16 protein-coding genes and 3 riboswitches are annotated in these 19,274 nt (G+C 47.1%); of the genes, 9 read left to right on the top strand and 7 right to left on the bottom strand.

What is annotated here, in order from left to right:
* Positions 1-57: 57 nt before the first annotated feature.
* The 5 genes from GT589_RS05840 to GT589_RS05820 all read left to right on the top strand — a co-directional run bounded on the left by GT589_RS05840 (position 58) and on the right by GT589_RS05820 (position 8,353).
* Positions 58-435, top strand: a complete 378-nt coding sequence (locus tag GT589_RS05840; RefSeq protein WP_293397397.1) for a hypothetical protein — start codon at positions 58-60, stop codon at positions 433-435.
* 124 nt (positions 436-559) lie between these two features.
* Positions 560-1,729 (top strand): hypothetical protein, encoded by a 1,170-nt coding sequence (locus tag GT589_RS05835; protein WP_293397394.1) that lies wholly within the window; start codon positions 560-562, stop codon positions 1,727-1,729.
* 386 nt (positions 1,730-2,115) lie between these two features.
* Positions 2,116-4,941, top strand: coding sequence for an S-layer homology domain-containing protein (locus GT589_RS05830; protein WP_293397392.1), 2,826 nt, complete (start codon positions 2,116-2,118; stop codon positions 4,939-4,941).
* A 229-nt stretch (positions 4,942-5,170) separates the two neighbouring features.
* Positions 5,171-5,635, top strand: coding sequence for a hypothetical protein (locus tag GT589_RS05825; protein ID WP_293397389.1), 465 nt, complete (start codon positions 5,171-5,173; stop codon positions 5,633-5,635).
* A gap of 257 nt (positions 5,636-5,892) precedes the next feature.
* A riboswitch (glycine riboswitch) is annotated at positions 5,893-6,030 on the top strand.
* Positions 6,031-6,613: 583 nt separating this feature from the next.
* A riboswitch (glycine riboswitch) is annotated at positions 6,614-6,686 on the top strand.
* Between the two features lie 2 nt (positions 6,687-6,688).
* A riboswitch (glycine riboswitch) is annotated at positions 6,689-6,846 on the top strand.
* A gap of 115 nt (positions 6,847-6,961) precedes the next feature.
* Positions 6,962-8,353, top strand: coding sequence for an alanine/glycine:cation symporter family protein (locus tag GT589_RS05820; protein WP_293397386.1), 1,392 nt, complete (start codon positions 6,962-6,964; stop codon positions 8,351-8,353).
* Between the two features lie 202 nt (positions 8,354-8,555).
* On the opposite strand, the gene GT589_RS05815 is transcribed toward GT589_RS05820, so the two are convergent.
* The gene (locus GT589_RS05815; protein WP_293397384.1) at positions 8,556-9,809 is read right to left on the bottom strand and encodes a complex I 51 kDa subunit family protein; all 1,254 of its coding nucleotides are present in this window, start codon (positions 9,807-9,809) and stop codon (positions 8,556-8,558) included.
* Positions 9,802-10,320 carry an NADH-quinone oxidoreductase subunit NuoE family protein gene (locus GT589_RS05810; RefSeq protein WP_293397381.1) on the bottom strand — a complete coding sequence of 173 codons (519 nt, stop codon included), beginning with the start codon at positions 10,318-10,320 and terminating at the stop codon, positions 9,802-9,804. The genes GT589_RS05815 and GT589_RS05810 overlap by 8 nt, the downstream gene beginning before the upstream one ends.
* Positions 10,321-10,758: 438 nt before the next feature.
* Here GT589_RS05810 and glyA point away from each other — a divergent pair, with 438 nt between their 5' ends.
* Entirely contained in the window at positions 10,759-12,009 is a 1,251-nt protein-coding gene (gene glyA / locus GT589_RS05805) for a serine hydroxymethyltransferase (RefSeq protein WP_293397378.1), read from the top strand.
* A 150-nt stretch (positions 12,010-12,159) separates the two neighbouring features.
* Positions 12,160-13,377: an MGDG synthase family glycosyltransferase gene (locus GT589_RS05800; protein WP_293397375.1), complete on the top strand. Its 1,218-nt coding sequence runs from the start codon at positions 12,160-12,162 to the stop codon at positions 13,375-13,377.
* A gap of 323 nt (positions 13,378-13,700) precedes the next feature.
* Here GT589_RS05800 and GT589_RS05795 read toward each other — a convergent pair whose 3' ends face one another.
* The 3 genes from GT589_RS05795 to GT589_RS05785 all read right to left on the bottom strand — a co-directional run bounded on the left by GT589_RS05795 (position 13,701) and on the right by GT589_RS05785 (position 14,634).
* The gene (locus GT589_RS05795; RefSeq protein WP_293397372.1) at positions 13,701-13,847 is read right to left on the bottom strand and encodes a YvrJ family protein; all 147 of its coding nucleotides are present in this window, start codon (positions 13,845-13,847) and stop codon (positions 13,701-13,703) included.
* 11 nt (positions 13,848-13,858) lie between these two features.
* On the bottom strand, positions 13,859-14,077 hold the full coding sequence (locus GT589_RS05790) for a DUF2922 domain-containing protein (RefSeq protein WP_293397370.1): 219 nt from the start codon (positions 14,075-14,077) through the stop codon (positions 13,859-13,861).
* 338 nt (positions 14,078-14,415) lie between these two features.
* Positions 14,416-14,634, bottom strand: coding sequence for a DUF1659 domain-containing protein (locus tag GT589_RS05785; RefSeq protein WP_293397367.1), 219 nt, complete (start codon positions 14,632-14,634; stop codon positions 14,416-14,418).
* Between the two features lie 218 nt (positions 14,635-14,852).
* On the opposite strand from GT589_RS05785, the gene GT589_RS05780 reads away from it, so the two are divergent.
* Positions 14,853-15,260 (top strand): hypothetical protein, encoded by a 408-nt coding sequence (locus GT589_RS05780; RefSeq protein ID WP_293397364.1) that lies wholly within the window; start codon positions 14,853-14,855, stop codon positions 15,258-15,260.
* A gap of 102 nt (positions 15,261-15,362) precedes the next feature.
* Here the strand turns inward: GT589_RS05780 and GT589_RS05775 are convergent, their stop codons facing one another.
* Both GT589_RS05775 and GT589_RS05770 read right to left on the bottom strand, forming a co-directional pair.
* Positions 15,363-15,959, bottom strand: a complete 597-nt coding sequence (locus GT589_RS05775; RefSeq protein WP_293397361.1) for a sigma-70 family RNA polymerase sigma factor — start codon at positions 15,957-15,959, stop codon at positions 15,363-15,365.
* Positions 15,946-16,164 carry a hypothetical protein gene (locus GT589_RS05770; RefSeq protein ID WP_293397358.1) on the bottom strand — a complete coding sequence of 73 codons (219 nt, stop codon included), beginning with the start codon at positions 16,162-16,164 and terminating at the stop codon, positions 15,946-15,948. The genes GT589_RS05775 and GT589_RS05770 overlap by 14 nt, the downstream gene beginning before the upstream one ends.
* 428 nt (positions 16,165-16,592) lie before the next feature.
* On the opposite strand from GT589_RS05770, the gene GT589_RS05765 reads away from it, so the two are divergent.
* On the top strand, positions 16,593-19,274 hold a 2,682-nt coding region (locus GT589_RS05765; RefSeq protein WP_293397355.1), incomplete at its 3' end, for an IPT/TIG domain-containing protein.

Here is a 19,274-nt window from a genome sequence, read left to right as displayed (position 1 = left end):
CAATTATTACAAAATATTTCCATGCTTAAAATGCGGGAAAGCAGGAGGGGTGATAATATGATTAAGAAAATTATGATTTTAGTGGCTGCTATTTTATTAGTGGGTACAGCACCGGCTTTTGCTGAAGTGCCATCTCAAACAATAATAATAGGCAGTAAGGCATATGATGTTAATCTCTTATTTAATGCAGCTTACAAGGGGGAAATACAGCAAGCTATAAATGCAGTTCCACCAGCGACTAATCAATTCTATTACAAGATTAATATGATGACTCAATGGAGGACTATATTTGGAAATACTTCTTTGACGGCAGAGCAGATAGGACAATGGCCAGAAATAACTTATATTGACGCTGTCGGAATGGAGCATATATACAAATCAGGCAATGGAGATGAGGCAGACAGCGAATCTTTCAGTGTCGTGGATATCTATTAGTTTGCAAACCGATTTGTCATTTGTTAAAACTAAAAAACTCCCAAAATGATTATCGATGTGTTATTTGGGTAAATAATAACACGTAAAATAAAATTTAATTGTTGGGGAGGTAGTTAAAATGAAGTTGAAAAAATTAGTTTCATTAGCGACAGTTGCAACAATGTTGATGGGAAGTGCAGCATTCGCAGAAGTGCCATCGCAATCTATAATTATTGGAAGTAAGGCCTACGACGTTAATCTTCTGTTTGATGCAGCATATAAGGGGGAGATACAGCAGGCTATAAACGCAGTTCCACAGGGAACTAATCAATTCTATTATAAAATCAATCTAATGACTCAGTGGAGAACGATATTTGGAAACACAGCTTTAACAGAAGAGCAAATAGGCCAGTGGCCAGAAATAACATACATAGACTCTGCAGGTGAGAGCACTGTATATGAGGCTGGTAACGGAGATGCTGTAGGTGAAAACGACGCGGAAATAGCTGCGGCTCTGGATGCTCTGGACGCTCTGGACCCAGCCGATCCTGCTGTTACTGACGCCAATTTGCTCGCCGCGCTCCAGGATGCAGCTCTCGGCTTGGAAAATGTTGTACCTGGCAACGCAGCAGAGTATTTTGATGACATAAGTGATTTCCAAGATGCAGCAGATTCGGTTGCAGATCCACTGTCTGGCTCGGTGGCAGCGGTTCAGGCTGTAGTAGACGCCACAAATGCAAGGGTTGATGTAAATGCGGCTATAAACCCAGCGGACATGGAGACAGCCATAACGGCTTTCGTTAACGCAATGACTGATGCTGGAATTCTTAGTGCTAGTGCTCAAACTGCATTCGACACTTATACAGCTTTAGCTGATACTGAGAAAGAAGCTGTTGCAAAAATCATGCTATCAGTTAGAAATGATGATCTTGGATTTGACGCCAACAGATGGGGACTTGTGTTCCACTCGCACAATAACGGTTTGCAAACAGTGATTGAAGAGATGCCTGAGTGGATAAATGGAATCAACACTGCTCTTGAAACTGTAGATGACCCAGCTACATTAGAAGTAAACGAGCAAGCAGTAGCAGTTGAGGCAGCACTAAACAACATACCTGCTTCTCTGGCTGTCGGATCTACTAATCCAACTGCTACATCGGACTACGTATACGATGCATACTATGATCTGAGCCCAGAAAATACGGATCTAGTAGTAGCTGAATTCATAGCAAATGCACCTGCTGAATTCGACGGGCTAGCTGGCATACTAAACACTCTTGATACTGCGATAGCAACAGTTACTGAAGCCCCTTAATTTAACGGTGCCTTGCACCAAGTTGACAAGCTATTGAAGCCAAAAGAGAACCGATCTTAGATCGGTTCTCTTTTTTGAGATCAGGAACTTCTTAAAACGATTCTCACACAGAATCACAAGCTTAAAATCAAGCTAAAAGGAAAGATGAAATATTTGACCATAAATACTTAACACTAACCTTAGAATGGCGTGCATGTTATTAAAAATGATAATTGTGGTATAATGTGAACATACAAGCAGTGTGGACATACAGATAGTGGAATAGTGAAAGTGGTTATTTAAAATGCAAAATATATTTTTCATACGCTATTTTATTTAAGCGGTCCATGGAGGGTGGTATAGTGAGACATAACACCAGAATTAAGCCTGCAGCCATTTGCTTTTTATTGACAACAGCCCTGATGCTCGGCCAGGTGTCATACGGCCAGGAAGCTGTGTCGGAAACAACACAGGAGGCTGCGGAGCAGAAAGAGGCAGCGCCGGATGTGGCTAAGGAGGCCGTGGTACAGGAAGAACCGGCAAATGAAGAGCCGGTTTATGACGTGAGCGAAAAGGCCCAAGAGGCAGCTGACTTTCTCATGGGGCTTGGTCTTGCACACGGAAAGGAAGACGGCAAATTCCACCCGGAGCAGGGAATAACAAGAGAGGAGTTTGCAAAGCTGCTTGTGGGCGTGCTGGGTCTGGAAAAGGAGGCTCTGCTTTCAAAGGGTGAGCAGATATTCACAGACGTGGAAAAGGACAGGTGGTCGCATCACTATGTGAGCATGGCAGTAAGCGTGGGAATGACTAGAGGTTTCGAGGATGGAAGCTTCAGGCCCGAGGAGAGCGTCACAAGAGCCCAGGCGGCGGCAATGCTTGTCAGATGCTTTGGCTACAATGACTCATACGTACAGGGCAGCTGGCCCGCCAACTACATATCCAAGGCCGCGGAGCTGGGGATACTATCGGGAGCGGAGGGCGAGCACTCAGCAGCCCTCGGCAGGGGGGATGCGGCTCTCATGGTCAGGAACGCCCTTCATGGAAAGTATCTCTTTGGCGATGACGAGGGCAGAATGCTCATGTCTAAAAAGAGGGGAATATACCAGGTAAGGGGCGCAAGGCTATTGAAGCTGACGAACTACCTTGACATAGAAAGCATGGAATTCGAGATCACGAGTGATTCGGAGCTCGACGGCGGCATGGCAAGAAGCGGAGAAAAATACATCTTTGCCAATCCAAGCGGCATTTACATGCAGCCGGGTGAGGAGCTCGTTTTATATGTGGACAAGGACGAGAACATACTGTATGTGCCAAGACCGAGCAATGCAGTCAATGGCAATGCGGTACAAACGGTCGGAATGAAGACGGTTGACAATGCTTACGACCAGAAGCCTTATGGAATGATAAAGCTTGCAGGAGAGGAAAGCTATATCGAGGTGGATTCCGACTCGACCATAATGCTAGACGGCAAGAACGTGAATTCCGAAGAATATGAAAGCGTTCTGGTGCAGGATGCGTACGGCAGCTTTGTTGTTGAAAAAGGAAGGCTGGAGTATGCAAACCTCATATCCTGGGACTCTGGGGATTTTGTCGTAAAGAGCTTGGATGCGCAGACAGGTAGAGTAATGTGCATAGATACGCAAGGAGGAGTCGAGGACAGCTTGACACTAAGTGGCAGCAAGGCGGCCTATGAGTTCTATGTGGTTTCTTCGGGAGGAAGCGTCCAGAAGGCCGATTTTGGTACGCTTAAGGCCGGCGACGTGTTCAGGGTAGGGAATGAGAACAAGATTACGAAAACAAGTCCGGTCTACGTATTCAGGAACAACGCGGAAGGCACCTTCGAGAGGGTGTCGGGAGGCTCAAACGGCAAAAGCATAACCTTCAGGCTCAAGGGCGTCACGGATTCATACCAGCTTGCAGACAGCTTTGCGTACTCCTACAACGGCGGAAAAAGGGTAAGAGCCGGTTCTGAAGGCAGCTCTTCAATAGCATCGAGTCTGAATGAATTCTACAACCAAAAGGTCAAGATATACAGGAACTATGCGGATGACGTAATCTATATTGAAGGCAACTTCAGCCTTGTCATTGACCAGTACGGCGTGCTGCTGGATTACGGGGATGCCGTGCGGGGCGAGATAAAGCTTTTGACCCAGGCTGGCTCCAAGCGCGTGTTTGCCTTTGAGGATTCCGAGGAGTACGAATACCTTAAAAGCAGAGTGGAAGTCGGGACTATAGTGAAGTACTCCCAGATAAACACAGGCACCATAAAGAATCTCAGCGACGATTTCTCGGAAAACATAATATACACTGATGACATAAGCATTATAAACTCCGGCGACGATTTCACCGAGGATTCCGTTGAAATAGGAGGCCAGACATACAAGGTGGATTCCGACACGGTGTTTTTCGACTACTCGGAGCAGGATCCCGACAAGGTCAAGCGCCTTACCTGGGACAAATTCAAAGGCAGAGAGGTTGTTGGCGACGTCGAGGTAATAGCCGATACGGACGGCGACTATCTGCTCATGATGGCCATCTGGAGCAATCTGGAGGGCATCAAGGAGGATACCAAGGTGGGCTACGTCTTGGACAATTTCAGCCTTGGGGACTACAAATACGTCGAGCTGCAGGAGTACGGCTCGGAGGGAGTCAAAAGCTACAAGCTTGAGGACGAGTACAAGGATCTGATGCTGTTTGGAAGACTTATTGCATTCCAAATAGCAACATCAGACAAGATAAAGATAGTTGAAGACGAGGAACTTGAATTCGTATCGGGGGAGCTGACATCTGCAGACAATCGATACATATCCATTGAAGGTACAAGCTACAGGACAGAGGACGACGCCATAGGCTTCGGGGGCGGCATGAGCATAAACGTTGAAGGCTTTGACGAGGGAGACCTCGTGGCGGCCTATATCGAGGATGGAAAGCTTGTTGCAGTTGAGGACTTAGGCGCTCAACCAGACGCTAAAATAGCCCAGGGTGTTCTTCTTAGCGTGGACCCTGATTTAAGGGAGTGCTTTGTAATCGATGTAGACGGCAATGAGAGGTCGTTTGCATGTGCCGAGGATGCTGATTTCGTATTCCGGGACGGCTACATGGAGATAGAGGATGAGGGCATGGACCCTGTGGAGCTGTTTGGCATGCTGGCGGAAGGCGGCGAAACAGTCAAGTTTTCATACAACAAATACACGGAAGAGATATATTCGATATGGATTGACGCCAACCAGTGATTGCGGTACCTCTCACCAACTGCACAACTCATTGAACTAAAAGGGGAACCAGTCTAAGTATTGGTTCCCCTTCTGGCATCGCAGTTCATTACTATCCTCTCATCTCTTCAATTAACCTTTTCTATCCATCCCAGCGCTTCAATGCGATTTTACAATTTGAGTAAATCCACACCTCATAGCATAATATATATAAGCAGTGCAGAAAGCATGACATATGGAGGTGCTCATTTTGAATTATGATTTTTTGAGGACTTGCGACGACGAAATAAGAGAAAACTACATGAGAGAGGAGCTCGGCGCTGAAAAGTGCAGAGTGCTCGACAAATACGGCCTTAAATTCAATTCGAACCTGTACTGGGAGAAGAGAGAGCCCAAATATCCCACTCAGGAGTATTTCAGCTACAAGCTTGCATTGAAGTCAACTGTTATAGGAATGATATTCCACATACATAGGCTCTGCTTTGCCAAGGTAAAATATTTCGAAAACAACTGGCACGACTACGAACCGTGCAAATACGTCTGGACTGAGGGCGGTTTTGTAAAGTGCGAGCTCTACGATATGGAGGCCATAAGGCAAAAGGCCACAGGCATAGTAGTGGATCTCAGGGATCTGGCCAGGATAAAGTGGCTCAAGGACTTCCATGCCATGTGCGCTTATCTGGAAGAGAAAAAACGAGAAGCCAACATAGCATAATCAAAAAGACAGAGGGACGGTTCTTGTGGCTTACTCAAGCCACAAGAACCGTCCCTCTGTCTTTGACGTTTAAATCCAAAAATAATCTATAAATACGGTTGACTTTATATCTGTGAGGATATATAATAACAATTGCGCAGTGCGGTACTGTGCAATCCATAATTATTTGCCAATATCTTATTATCGGATGAAGGTGGCAGGAGAGACCCAAGAGGGGCGCCGAAGAAGTAAAGCTTTCAGGCCTAGGACTGTCATCAAGACGATACTCTGGAGAGACCATATATAAGGCACCGAAGGAGCAAATTTAATCGAGATCTTTTTTATATAAAAAGCTCATCCCTTTTTTAGATCTGGAATTAGATGAATCTCTCAGGTAAAAGGACAGAGAACTGAATTTTTCCTTAAAACATACAAACTGCCCAGGCGGTTTTTTTATTTTTTGACGAAAACGCAAAACAAAATTACAAAAAGACAGGGGGACGGTTCTCGTGGCGTGACTTGCCACGAGAACCGTCCCCCTGTCTTTTTGTCTCTTACATCAGACTGCGCCAGACTGAAAATCGGATGTTTAGGCTATGCATACCATATCTGAAGATTTTGAATTTTTAAAACATAGTAATTGCAAAGCATGCAAGTGGCAGAAAACAGAATAATGCGCAATTTAAAATGATAATAATATAACAATAAAGCTCTGCCAAAACACGCATCCGCAATAAAACCTCAAGAACATTCATAAAGCATCATTTTACAGCGTGAAAAATCCGGGCATAAAAAAATATTTTTGCTTATTTTGAGTGCGGATGAATTGTTTGCATAAACGCACAATTTTAAAAACAGCCAAAATCAACACTTTGAGCGCTGGGATGAATACGCCTGATTGAAAATGTTCCCATTCAAAAACAAGTTGTTACATTGTTGACAATCAATAATTTCTATACTATAATCGTAATTAAGAAATCAACAAATTAATAGTTTTGGATGAAGATAGCGGGAGAGCCCATTCGGGCACCGAAGAAGTGAAGCTTTCAGGTCTTAGGACCGCTATTGGACAAACCTCTGGAGAGACTCGACAGAGCACCGAAGGAGCAAGCCGCGCGCATATGTATACCGGATTATGCACATTATATTCTGCACAAAACATGCAGTATAATGCATATTGAATTCTGTATGCAATATGAAGGCGGCGAATCTCTCAGGTAAAAGGACAGGGGAATTTGAATACGGGAATAGCCAAAGAGCAATCATCTTTTATTATTCTTCCTGTATATCAGATTGTCCCTGCTTTTTTGTTTTAAAAAATTTCAAAAAAAGCAGGAGGTAAACAAAATGGAGCAAGTCAATTCATTTTTCCAAGCGGTAAACACATTCCTATGGGGCCCGCCGCTGCTGATACTCCTAATGGGAACAGGTATATACCTGACAATCAGACTGGGCTTTCTTCAGGTAACTAAGCTTCCGCTGGCTCTTAAGTATCTTTTCACTGAAGACCCAGAAGCCAAGGACATGAAGATCGACGGCGACGTTTCGGCGTTCGGAGCTGTTTGTACGGCTCTTTCAGCAACAATAGGTACAGGTAACATCGTCGGTGTTGCAACGGCAATAAGGCTTGGAGGTCCGGGAGCGCTTTTCTGGATGTGGATGGCCGCACTTTTCGGCATGGCTACAAAATACGCCGAGGCGCTGCTTGCAGTCAAGTACAGGGTTACTGACGAAAATGGACAGATGTCCGGCGGACCTATGTACTACATCGAAAGAGGACTAAACAACAAGTTCCTTGCAAGATGCTTTGCAATATTCGGAATAGGCGTTGCGTTCTTTGGAATAGGAACATTTGCTCAGGTCAACTCAATAACTTCAGCGGTAGAGATTTCCTTCAAAATACCGGTAATAGTAACTGGAATAGTGCTTACAGTAGCTACTGCAGCTGTTACACTCGGAGGAATAAAGAGCATATCTAAGGCGTCTGAGCTTATAGTGCCTTTCATGGCTGTATTCTACATAGTTGGTGTTGTACTGATACTTGCACTTAATGCAGCTCAGCTTCCAGCAACTATAGCACTTATAGTAAAAAGCGCATTCACAGGACATGCGGCTGCGGGCGGTTTTGCAGGAGCCACAATAATGGTAGCTCTAAAGAGCGGAGTTTCAAGGGGAGTATTCTCAAACGAGTCAGGTCTTGGATCAGCACCTATAGCAGCGGCGGCTGCAAAGACAAGATCATGCGTAAGACAGGGTCTTGTACAGATGACAGGAACATTTTTCGACACAATAATAATATGTACTATGACAGGACTTACACTAGTAATAACTGGCGTATGGAACGACGCATCGCTTGAAGGAGCAGGAGCTACTACAGCGGCGTTCAGACAAGGCTTCTCGGCAATGCCGATGGCAGGCGAGCTCATAGTTACAATAGGACTGATATTCTTCGCCTTCACAACAATACTTGGCTGGAACTACTACGGCGAAAGATGTACAGAATATCTTTTCGGAGTAAAGGGAATAAAGACTTACAAATATATATTCATAGCTCTAGTAGCTGTTGGACCATTCCTCAAGCTTAACCTCATATGGACAATAGCGGACATAGTCAACGGCCTTATGGCTATACCTAACCTCATAGCTATAATAGGCCTCAGCGGAGTAATAGTAGCAGAGACAAAGCAATACTTCGCAGAGCTTGAAAAGAAAGAAGCAGAGAAAAAAGCCATCGCATAAGCCAACATTTTTAATTGATAATTGTAAAATTGCCAAAACTAATCCTTCAAATTTTAAATACAAACGACCCCAAATGCAAAACCCCCGGACACCAAGAGTTCGGGGGTTTTTGCCGCTTAAAAACAGTTTGATTTCAAATGATGGTCAATGGATGATGACTTCCATTGTATATTGAAACTCCCGGCATTGCGGGAGTATTCAGCTATTTGAAGTAGCCTTTCACCTCGTCCTCGAAGTGCTTTATTGCAGCAAGGAAGGGAGCTGGTTCGGTTTTGCCAAGGCCGCAGAAAGATGCGCCCTTCATGAGCCCCAGCATGTCAACAAGCCTGTCGAAATCAGCCATAGTGGCCTTGCCTGACTTCATGAGGCCCACCATTTTTACAAGCTGTCTGTTGCCCTCCCTGCATGGAGTACACTTGCCGCACGACTCCTCGGCGAAAAAGTGCGCCAGCGAATCGAAGTAGTCGAGCATGGAGTTGGATTCGTCAGCAACCACAATGGCGCCCGAACCTACGGCTACGCCTATCTCTGCAAGCCCCTCGTAGGATATTGGAGTGTCAAGCTCTCTTGCAGGAACTATGGCTCCAGAGGCTCCGCCTATCTGTACGAACTTGAGCGGCAGCTCTGAGCTTAGGCCTCCGGCTATGTCGTAGACAACCTCCCTTATAGTTGTTCCAAAAGGAATCTCGTAGACTCCTGGCTTTTGGACGTTGCCCGAAACGCTTATCATCTTAGTTCCTATGCTTTTTTCAGTGCCGTAGCTTCTGTACTCGCTGTCATCCCTTACAAGTATAGGAACTATGCTGTAGGACTCCACATTGTTGAGCAGAGTAGGAAGGTTGTACAGGCCCACGTTGTTAAGCCTTGGCGGCTTGATCCTTGGCCTTCCAGCCTTGCCCTCAGTTGACTCAAGCAGTGCGGAGCTCTCGCCACAAACGTATGCGCCCGCGCCCGAAACGACCTTCATTTCAATGTTGAGGCCTGTTCCGAGTATGTTGTTTCCAAGGAAGCCCCTTTCCTCAGCCTGCTTTATGGCATTTCTCACCCTGCCGTGCAGGTATGTGTATTCTTCCCTTATATATATCCTGGCGTGGTTCATCTCCGAGCCGCCGCCCACGTAGGCTCCTATTATCATGCCTTCTATCACGCCGAAGGGATTGTGCTCAAGCAGCGACCTGTCCTTGAAGGTTCCAGGCTCGCCCTCGTCGGCGTTGCACATGATGCCCTTTACAGGTGCCGGTACCCTGACAGCGTGGTTCCACTTGGTTGCAACTGAGAAGGCCGCACCGCCCCTTCCCTGAAGGTCGGATTTGTTGAGTATCTCTATTATCTCCTCGGGCTTCATAGTGACGGCCTTCTTGAGAGCCTCAAAGCCGCCCGCCGCTATGTACTCGTCTATGGAATCAGGATTTACCGTGTAAAAATTCTTGGATATAACGCTTACAGTTTTACTCATTTTCAGCCGCCTCCCTGCACTCGCCTATGATCTGCTTTATCTTTTCCGGTGTGAGATTGCCGACAACCTTTCCGTTAAGTCTCATTGCCGGAGAAACATCGCACGCCCCAAAGCACGGCGTATATTCAAAAGTGAACAGCCCGTCAGGCGTCGAGCCTCCTATCATTATTCCAAGCTCAGCTTCAAGGGCAGTCTTTACGTTTACAACCTTGTTTACAGTGCATGAAGTGCCCTGGCAGAGCTGCACAAGGAACTTGCCTCTTGGGCGGGTCGATAGGGCATGGTAGAAAGAAGCCACCTCGTATACGTCCTGGACTATTATCCCCATTATCTCAGACACCGCCAGCAGAGCCTCCTTGGAAAGGTAATTCTGCTTGCTTTTGGACTGGACATCCAGCAGAACAGCTATGAGGTTGTCCCTGGAAGCGCCCCACTTTGATACAATCTCGCTAACCTGCGCATAAAGCTCCGGATGCTGCTCCTGGAGCTTGCTGTTTAAAGGCTTATTCATTTTTCATACCTCCGATTCCATCTATATTATAAGAACGCGTAATACATGAGCGTCAAAGCATCAAAAAACTGGATAGCATGTCAATATTATAGCACTGGGCATATCCTTTTCCTACGAATGTTAATTTGTTAATTATAAAGGCGGCAATGCGGCCTGACGCCATAAAATAATTCTATGGCGAAAAAAGCTCTGCAAACCTTCCGTTCTCAAAGTAATACCCCATTCCTTGCATTTTAGTCACAAACCCGAAAGACGACGGAGATGCGATCGGAAAAATAATTTTTTTGAAAAATCTGAAAAAAGAACTTATTTTTGTTAACAAAAAGACGGAAAGCCAAGAGTTGATTAGAACTGCAAAATAAAGGATAAACATATACTAATAGCATCACCGGCGGTGCAAAGCAGCCGCACAAAAACATACAAACGGGGGTATTGAATATGCTAAGGAGTCTCAAGGAAAAAGACCAGGCGCTCTACGACATAGTAAAGGCGGAGCTATCGCGCCAAAGGAACGGAATAGAACTTATAGCTTCGGAAAGCTACGTTCCCGAGGCGATAATGGAGCTTCAGGGCTCCGTGCTCACAAACAAGACGGCCGAAGGCTATCCCGGAAAAAGATACCACGCCGGCTGCCATGAGGTGGACAAGATGGAGACGCTTGGAATAGAAAGGGCCAAGGAGCTCTTCGGTGCTGAACACGCCAACATACAGGCGCACTCGGGCTCGCAGGCAAACCAGGCGGTCTACTCTGCAATACTCGAGCCGGGCGACACCATACTCGGCATGAGGCTCGACCAGGGCGGCCACCTTACGCACGGCAGCGGCGTCAACTTTTCAGGCAGGATGTACAACTGCATATCCTACGGTCTGGACAGGGAGACTGAGATCATAGACTACGACGAGGTTGAAAGGCTTGCGAAGGAAAAAAGGCCCAAGCTTCTCATAGCCGGAGCCAGCGCATATCCAAGGCTCATAGACTACGAGAGAATGTCTGAAATAGCCAGGGAAGTCGGAGCATATTTCATGGTGGACATGGCCCACATAGCCGGCCTTGTTGCAGCCAAGGTGATACCAAGTCCTGTGCCCTATGCGGATTTTGTAACCTCGACAACCACAAAGACACTCGCGGGGGCAAGAGGCGGCTTCATACTCTGCAGGGCGGAATACGCCAGCAAGGTGGACAAGGGGATATTCCCGGGAGTCCAGGGCTCAATGCATTTCCATGTAATGGGAGCAAAGGCGCACACCTTCAAGAATGCCATGACTAGCAAGTACAGGGAGTGCATGCAGCAGGTGGTGAAGAACGCCCAAAAGCTTGCCCAGGAACTTTCGCAGAGGGGCTTTAGGATAGTCACAGGCGGCACTGACAACCACCTGATGCTGGTAGACGTTAGACCAAAGGGCCTTACCGGAGTCCAGCTAGACGAGGCGCTCGAGAGCGTAGGCATCACAGTGAACAAGAACATGATACCTTTTGATCCCGAAAAACCGACAGTGACAAGCGGCGTCAGAATAGGCACAACAGCCATGACGATAAAGGGAATGAAAGAGGCGCAGGCCGAGCAGATAGCCGCGCTCATAGATGAAGTAGCCTGCAACATAGGAGACAAAACAGCCCTTGAGGGAATAGCCAGAAAAGTCACCGAGCTTGGGAGCAGCTTCCCGCTCTACCAGGGCTACTTCAAATAAGCTGGAGACGTGACGCTTCTACTGTTCCACTCTTGTCAAAATAAAAATCCGGATCTCCTCAAAAGGGAAGTCCGGATTTTATTTTGCGGGGATATTTTACATACCACCCTTAAGGGTAAATATTAAAATAAAGCGTGTGAGGTAGAGAACATGAATACAGGGATCCGCAGAATGGGCGATCTGGACATAAAAGAAGAGGTGCGCAAGCTAAAAAGCCTGGCAGTCAAAAACGGCCTGGGCAAGCTGCGCAGCCCGGCAGCGTCAAAAATGCCCGCGCCCAAAAAGACAGACATACTAATACTCACGGCGTTCTTCGGCTCCGGGCACCACAATGTATCAAAGGCCATAAAGGAGCAGTTGCTGGCGCTCGACCAGAGCCTGAGCATAGAAATCAGGGACCTTTTCAGCGTGACCAACCCTCTGCTCGAGCAGTACGCATACGACCTCTATGAGCTCATAACAAAGGAAATGCCCGAGCTCTACAACTACTTCTACAGGAAGCGCAAGGACTGCACGGAGTACTACATAGACGAGATAACAAGCATAATGGGCCTCCAGCGCCTCACCGAATACATACTCGAGACGCAGCCGAGGCTCATAATCTCAACCTTCCCGCTATGCTCCAACATAGTCTCGCGCTTCAAGAAAAAGCAAAAATCGAGCATGCCGCTGGCCACCTGCATAACGGACGTGGTCGACAGCTACGAATGGCTGAGCGATGAAACCGACCTGTACCTACTGCCGGCCGACTGCATCAAAAATAGCCTCATAAAAAAAGGCATAAGCGAGAGCAGGCTCAAGGTCACGGGGATACCTGTGCGAAAAAGCTTTCTCGACTCTGAAAACATAAAAAAACCATCACCCGGGGAAGTAAAAAGAGTCACGGTTATGGGCGGCGGAAGAGGCCACTTCGACATCGAAATGGAGCTGCTCAGGACGCTCGACCAGATGAGCGGAGTCGAAACCAGCATAATAACAGGCAAAAACAGAGAGCTTTTCGAAACCCTCCATAACCAGGGCTTTCAGAACACAAGGATAATAGGCTATGTCAAGGACCCGGCCTTCCTTATGAGAAGAACCACCCTTCTTGTCACAAAACCCGGAGGAGTCACGCTATTTGAGGCCATAAACTGCGAAACTCCGCTCATAGCCAAAATGCCAAACATCGGACAGGAGATGGAAAACGCCAACTTCATCAAAAAATACGCTCTGGGAGCAGTAAAAAATACAACCCTTGAAGTCGCCGGAGAAATAGAACGCCTCCTTGGCGACCACGATGAGCTCACAAAACTTCAAGACAACATAAAAAGCTTCAAAGCCACACTCGAGCGGGATAAAATAGGAGAGCATCTAATGAGTCTTCTCTAAGACCGGATTAAAGTAAATGCTTGTCTCCAATTCGGTTTTGCGGTTTGCAACTGCTTGGCCTTGATTAAACTCTTGAATTTTGAGAACTCGCTGCGCTCAGACACTCATAATTCTGCGGTTTAATCAGCGACCTTCGCAGGCAAATTCACCAAAACGCGAATTAAGTCGACTGCGCATTTAGCTTGAATCCTGTAATATGCAAAACCAACCGCCTTGTGCTTTAGTTATCGAATTCATGTGCGGAGACCTTGTATACGCGCAGCAAAAAGGCAGCCATGCGGCTGCCTTTTGCATAACACATATTGGATTTCCTCGAAGAGGGCTTATTCCCTCATCGAAGCTATAGCACTTCCGAGAGAACTTATCGCATTAGTAAGAGTCTCCAGCTTCTCCTCGATCCTCATGAGAAGATACAGGCATATCACAATGGGAAAGCCCACGTTCGAAAGCAGATAGACAAGCTGCTCCATAGCAATGCGACCTAGCTAAGAGCAACAGGCGTCTCGTCTATAGACACTATCTTCGCTGCAGACTTGCCTTCTATAGCTGCCCCGTCAAACACAAAGACATCCTTTTGCACCAGAGAATCCATAAGAGCGTCTATCTCTGCGCCAGTGACATCCTCCCTTGCATTCTCAAGCCTGAGAGTATATCTCTTGCCATCGGCCTTCACAAAACTCATTTCGATTGTCCTTTTCATATCAAAAACCCCCCTATATATAATGTAGTAATTATTCGCGGCGCCATCGCACCGCAGTTTTTATTTCCTTTGCCCACATTTCCCCCCTTGAGGCGGAGTCGAGCGGCAGACGTCTTACTCGAATTTAGTGTTTCGCGCTTGTTTTGCGCGGCTATAAATTGACTCGCATGCCGACTTGATTCAAGTTTTGTTGGATTACCCAGCACAGCATGCGCACAAAGCCGAAGAATTTTGAGTGTCTGAGCGAAGCGAGTTCTCAAAATTCGAGAACTTTGGCGTAGGCAAGCTAGAGGGAATCCCAAAACTGAATAGAAGGCAAGAGTTAATTTAAGCCGCCATTAAGCCGTAATCACCGATTCATCTATGCGCTTAACCTCGCTCAGCTCCGGCTCCTGCACCGACGCCAGCCCACTCGCCACCGCCAGAATATCAGCGTCGAGAGCCTCCGGCCTGAAATTCTTGAAAGTCTTCCTCTTGAAGACCTCCTTGCCGTCATTGCCAATCCCCATCGAATAAGTCAGCTGAAGATTAGATGCCACCTTTTCAACATTAGCCATTATAAAAACCTCCTTTGAAATTTTGTACTCACTATATATATTCAGCCTGGGACGGAAATTAGCACTATATTTTCAAAAAAGCCAAAAAAATTCCTGATGTGGTATAATGGATATACCGATAACCTAGAAAAAACAACCGAAAGCTTAACATAGATAATATGGCCAACCGCAAAATCACACCCCTGTTTATCGGAAAATCAGAGGCGGAGGTATGAAAAATGGAAAAGGAAATTCTGGAAATACTAAAAAACATCCAAAGTGATATGACCGACATGAAAGGCGAAATCTCAGGAATCAAAAATGACATGACCGACATGAAAGGCGAAATCTCGGGAATCAAAAATGACATGTCTGGCATGAAAGGTGAAATCTCCGGAATAAAAGATGAAATTTCCGGTATCAAAACTGAAATGACCGGCATGAAAAGCACTCTTGATGAACATACACAACTCCTTAGAGCTCTCGAGCATTCGGCTCAAGTCAACAAGGCCGAGCACGACCAGATGTTCAACGAAATTGCCCACATAAGAGGAGACGTTGAAAAACTCAAGAATGACTTCAACATAGTAGAAAGAATCGCCGCAAAGAACTGGTACGACATAACGACTCTCAAGGAAGCAAAATAATAAATAGCCATACCCTGACAAACACAAACGGGATAAGCACGCCAAACTCAGAAGCAATCTGAAAGGCTTGCCTATCCCGTTTTATCATTAAAAACACACCACTCAGCTTCCGCGGCACATTTCCTGTGAAAACGCCCCGTCCCGCAACTGCCGCAGAGCCCGCCGCGAAAGCTTGGAGGCATACGAATACGAAATCTCAAGCCGCTTTGCAGTCTCATCAGTGCTGAGTCCCTGCATATAAATAAGCTCGATGACATCCCTTTGAGCTTCAGGAAGAGTCTCGAGCGCCATCCTGGTTTCAACCCCTGCTATCTCGTCGTCGCAAGTCCCCGAACACTTGGAATGCTCGTCGCTCACATCCGCCTCCGCGCGCCTTGACTCCTCGAGAATCCTTTTGCGCTTCAAGTTCCAGTAGAACGTACTTATCATGTATTTGGCATAGCCGCAAAAATTCGCTCCCCGCTGAGGCTCGAAGTCGCGAATGAGCTCGAGCAGCTTTACGATGCCGTCCTGAAGCAGATCCTCATCCACCACGCCGAAATACTGCCTGCACTTGCCCCTAAGCAGCGGAGTAAAGCGCTCCACAAGCTCATAAGTAGAGTCCTTGCATCCACAGCAGGCCAGCTCGGCAAGCCTTTGCGCCTCCAAATGCTCCTGCTCTACTACAGCTGATTTGCCTTCCTGATTACAGAAATTCAATCCTTCTCACCCCTTTCAGCTCCAGCACGCCATCATTTGCCATCCTGTGAAGATGCTTGTTTACAACACTCGGAGCCCTGCCGACTTTTGCGCCTATCTCCTTGCGGCTGGGACAATACCCCATGCTTTGACACTCCCTTATGAAGACGATCATATCGCTCCTGAGAGTCTCGCTGCAGTATTCCTCGCAACTCCTTCCATACAACCCCTCCACCTCCCAAAAGTTAGCCCGAACCCGAAAACGGCAAATACTCTGCAAAACAAAGACGTGAACATACTGGAAAAACCGGGATCCTGAGCTTGCCCACATTATACATAAGACATATTGCATAAACAAGCCGCAAATTTTTGTTCGCCCCTGAAATTCATTCGGTTGAAAACGTAAAACCCCGATGCTGCAAAGCTTATACACAGATGAATAATTATTCGAAATATTGCTTGTCTCTGCAGTTTTGTAGGACTGGAGCACTATACATTCTGCGCCGCTCTGCGCATAAAATAATAATATATCTTAAAAATTAAAGAAAAATCCGAAACAGCCGATAAACCATATGCGGGAGTTTAACCCGTCTGATTAGACCAAATTCAATGGACATATAGATATAAACAGATAAAGGACTGGTGATTACAGACATGACAAACAAGAGACAGAGGGCTTCAAAGCTTATGAAAAGGATTACAGCCATGCTGCTTACTATGCTCATGGCGCTTGGGAGCGTGCCGTGGGGCGACATGGCAAAATCCTACGCGTTCGACGCAGGCACATACTACATAGAAAAGGTCCTAATAACCAAAATACACGCAGACGGCCTCTACAAGGTAACCCAGACCAGGATAGGCATAAAGGGATCCGGGCTCAAGGACATAGCCATAGTGGCCGAGACCTCCCAGGGCTTCAAGACATACACAAACAAAGAAATCAACACGGACGGAGTAGTTGAATTTCTAATAGCGGACAACCTCATAGGAAACAGCATAACAGTCGGCACAAAGGACATTCCAATAGACCAGGGCGGACTCCCGACAATGTCGGGCATAACCGACAGAGCCATAGTTGCCGGTGAGGAGGGCATTACAATATCAGGGGCCAATCTCGACAAGGTGGGGACAACTTATGAAGGGGCTGCGGTAGGCGGCTACTTCGAAGACAAGGCCGGTGCTGTGGGACAGATTGCGCTTCCGGTGTTAATTCCTGAGACAGAGCCGCGCAGTGATTCAAAGCTTTCGACAAGCGCGCTAAACGGCAACCTGGGTCTCCAGAACATAGTGTTCAAGAAGACATACTCAAAGAGCGTAGACTTCACATCAGGCAGCAAAAACGTAGAAATAACAATACAGAATACCTACAACGACCAGTTCAGGCTCACAAGGGACATGGACATAGAGGGCATATCGATGAACCCTAACAGGGGTCAGTTCGGCGATGAAATAACATTTACGGCCACTTCGGGACTTGATGTCGACAACGTCGATGTGTTCCTCCTAAAGAATCTCACGGACAAGTATACGAACGACAACAAGTGCATATTCGCAGGCTCCAATCCGGATGCCAACGGCAAGCAGGTGCTGACAGTCAAGGTGCCTGCCGAGAAAAAGGGCATAATTGAAAATGGCGAATACTACGTCGTAATAACAAACAAGATACCAACAGGAGCGGATCCGGACAAGTCGGTCAACCAGCAGTACGAATTCGACGGAAGCGACAAGTTCACCATAATAAGCGCCAGCCAGAAGATGAAGATATACTCCCCGCTAAACCCAGGCTCGGGTCCGGACTCGGGCTCCAAGACGGAGATATCGGGCGTATTCATAGGCTCGCTTAACCTCAGCGATTTCATTTCCGCTCAGGATGCGAAGACGACAGTGCTGGCCCCAGCGGGCGATGACAAGTCCATGTACATAGACTACGGCAAGGGAACCTACAAGGGCGACGAGGTGACAAGCGCAAAAAGGAAAGTCAGGGTGATAATAGGCGACGTGGCCAGCTTTGCAAAGGCGTCTGAGAGCGCATACGACTACAGCTTCAACTCGCAGCTTGACAAGGTGAAGGTAATAACTCCGCAGGTTACAGACGCAGAGACCAGTCCCACAAAAAGCGTAGTAATAGAAACCGAAACCACCATAAAGGTCAACAAGAAGGCGTCTGACGGGAGCATCTACGAGGACACGATAGTACTAAAGGACAGGGCAGAGCTCAAAAACGGCTACACCTACCAGCCTGGCACAATAACACCAACAGTCAGCGGAATAACGCCGCCGAAGATATATGTTGAAGGCAATGGCGACGGAGGCTACGTCACAACGAAGGACATAATGATATCAATAACCGGCCAGAACTTCCTGGTGCACAGATACATAGACGACAAAGGACAGGAAAAGATAAAATATCCAATAGTCGAGCTTGGAAATAAGGAAATAACGCTCAACAAGAACACCTACGGGGGGGCGGAGAGCTCCGTTGCTCCAGATAAGCTTGAATTCAAGGTGCTTGACAAAAACGACAACGAGGTGGACGGCAGCACTCCAGGACAGACAGGAGTCAGAATAGTCGCCATAATACCTGCGGGCACACCGGTGTCCAAAGCGGCAAAGGCAGACGTAAAGGTCATAAATCCAATGAAGGACAGCACCAGCATAGAGGGAAAGACGGGGATACTCTCGTACGGAGTGGAGTTTGCAAGCCCGCCGTCGGCCAAGGTACCCGTCATAGAAAGCGTAGCGCCTGATGCGGTCATGAAGGAAGGCGGTGAGACTGTTACAATCACAGGCTCCAACTTCCAGGACGGAGTCAGGGTATTCATAGACGGCTACGAGGTCACAGGAATAAAAAGACAGCTCGATGGCACGCAGATAACCTTCAAGGCTCCCAAGGGCAGGGAAGGGGTAACCCAGCTCCAAGTCATGAATTCCGAGGGCGGAATTGACACTGCAGAGTTCAGATTCGTAAAGACGTACACAGATCCCAAGATAAGCTCGTTTTCTCCAGGGAAGGGCAGCGGTGACGACGTCGGCTCGGGAATTGAGGCGACGCTCGTAGTTATAAGCGGCCAGAATTTCCTCCTCCCTGATCCAAGCGGAAGTGAGAGCTACATACAGAAGCTGATAGGAGCAAGGGTGCTCATAGGTGGAAAGGACATAAACAACTACAACAAGGACTCAAAGGGCAAGATAATACTCAAGAGGTATGAAGCGCCTGAAGGCGAAGACATAATAGAGCTTGACTCCAGCGGCAAGAAGCCTGTCCTGGCCGACTACTACCACAGCGTGGTGCTTGAAATTTCAGGTACAGAAGACGAGTTCATGGTGCTTAACGTC

The organism is Peptoclostridium sp., assembly GCF_009881055.1.
In the GTDB taxonomy this organism is placed as follows: Bacteria; Bacillota; Clostridia; order Peptostreptococcales; family Peptostreptococcaceae; genus Peptoclostridium_A.
The sequence above is the reverse complement of the archived record's forward strand: the minus strand, read 5'-3'. Positions and strand labels throughout refer to the sequence as shown.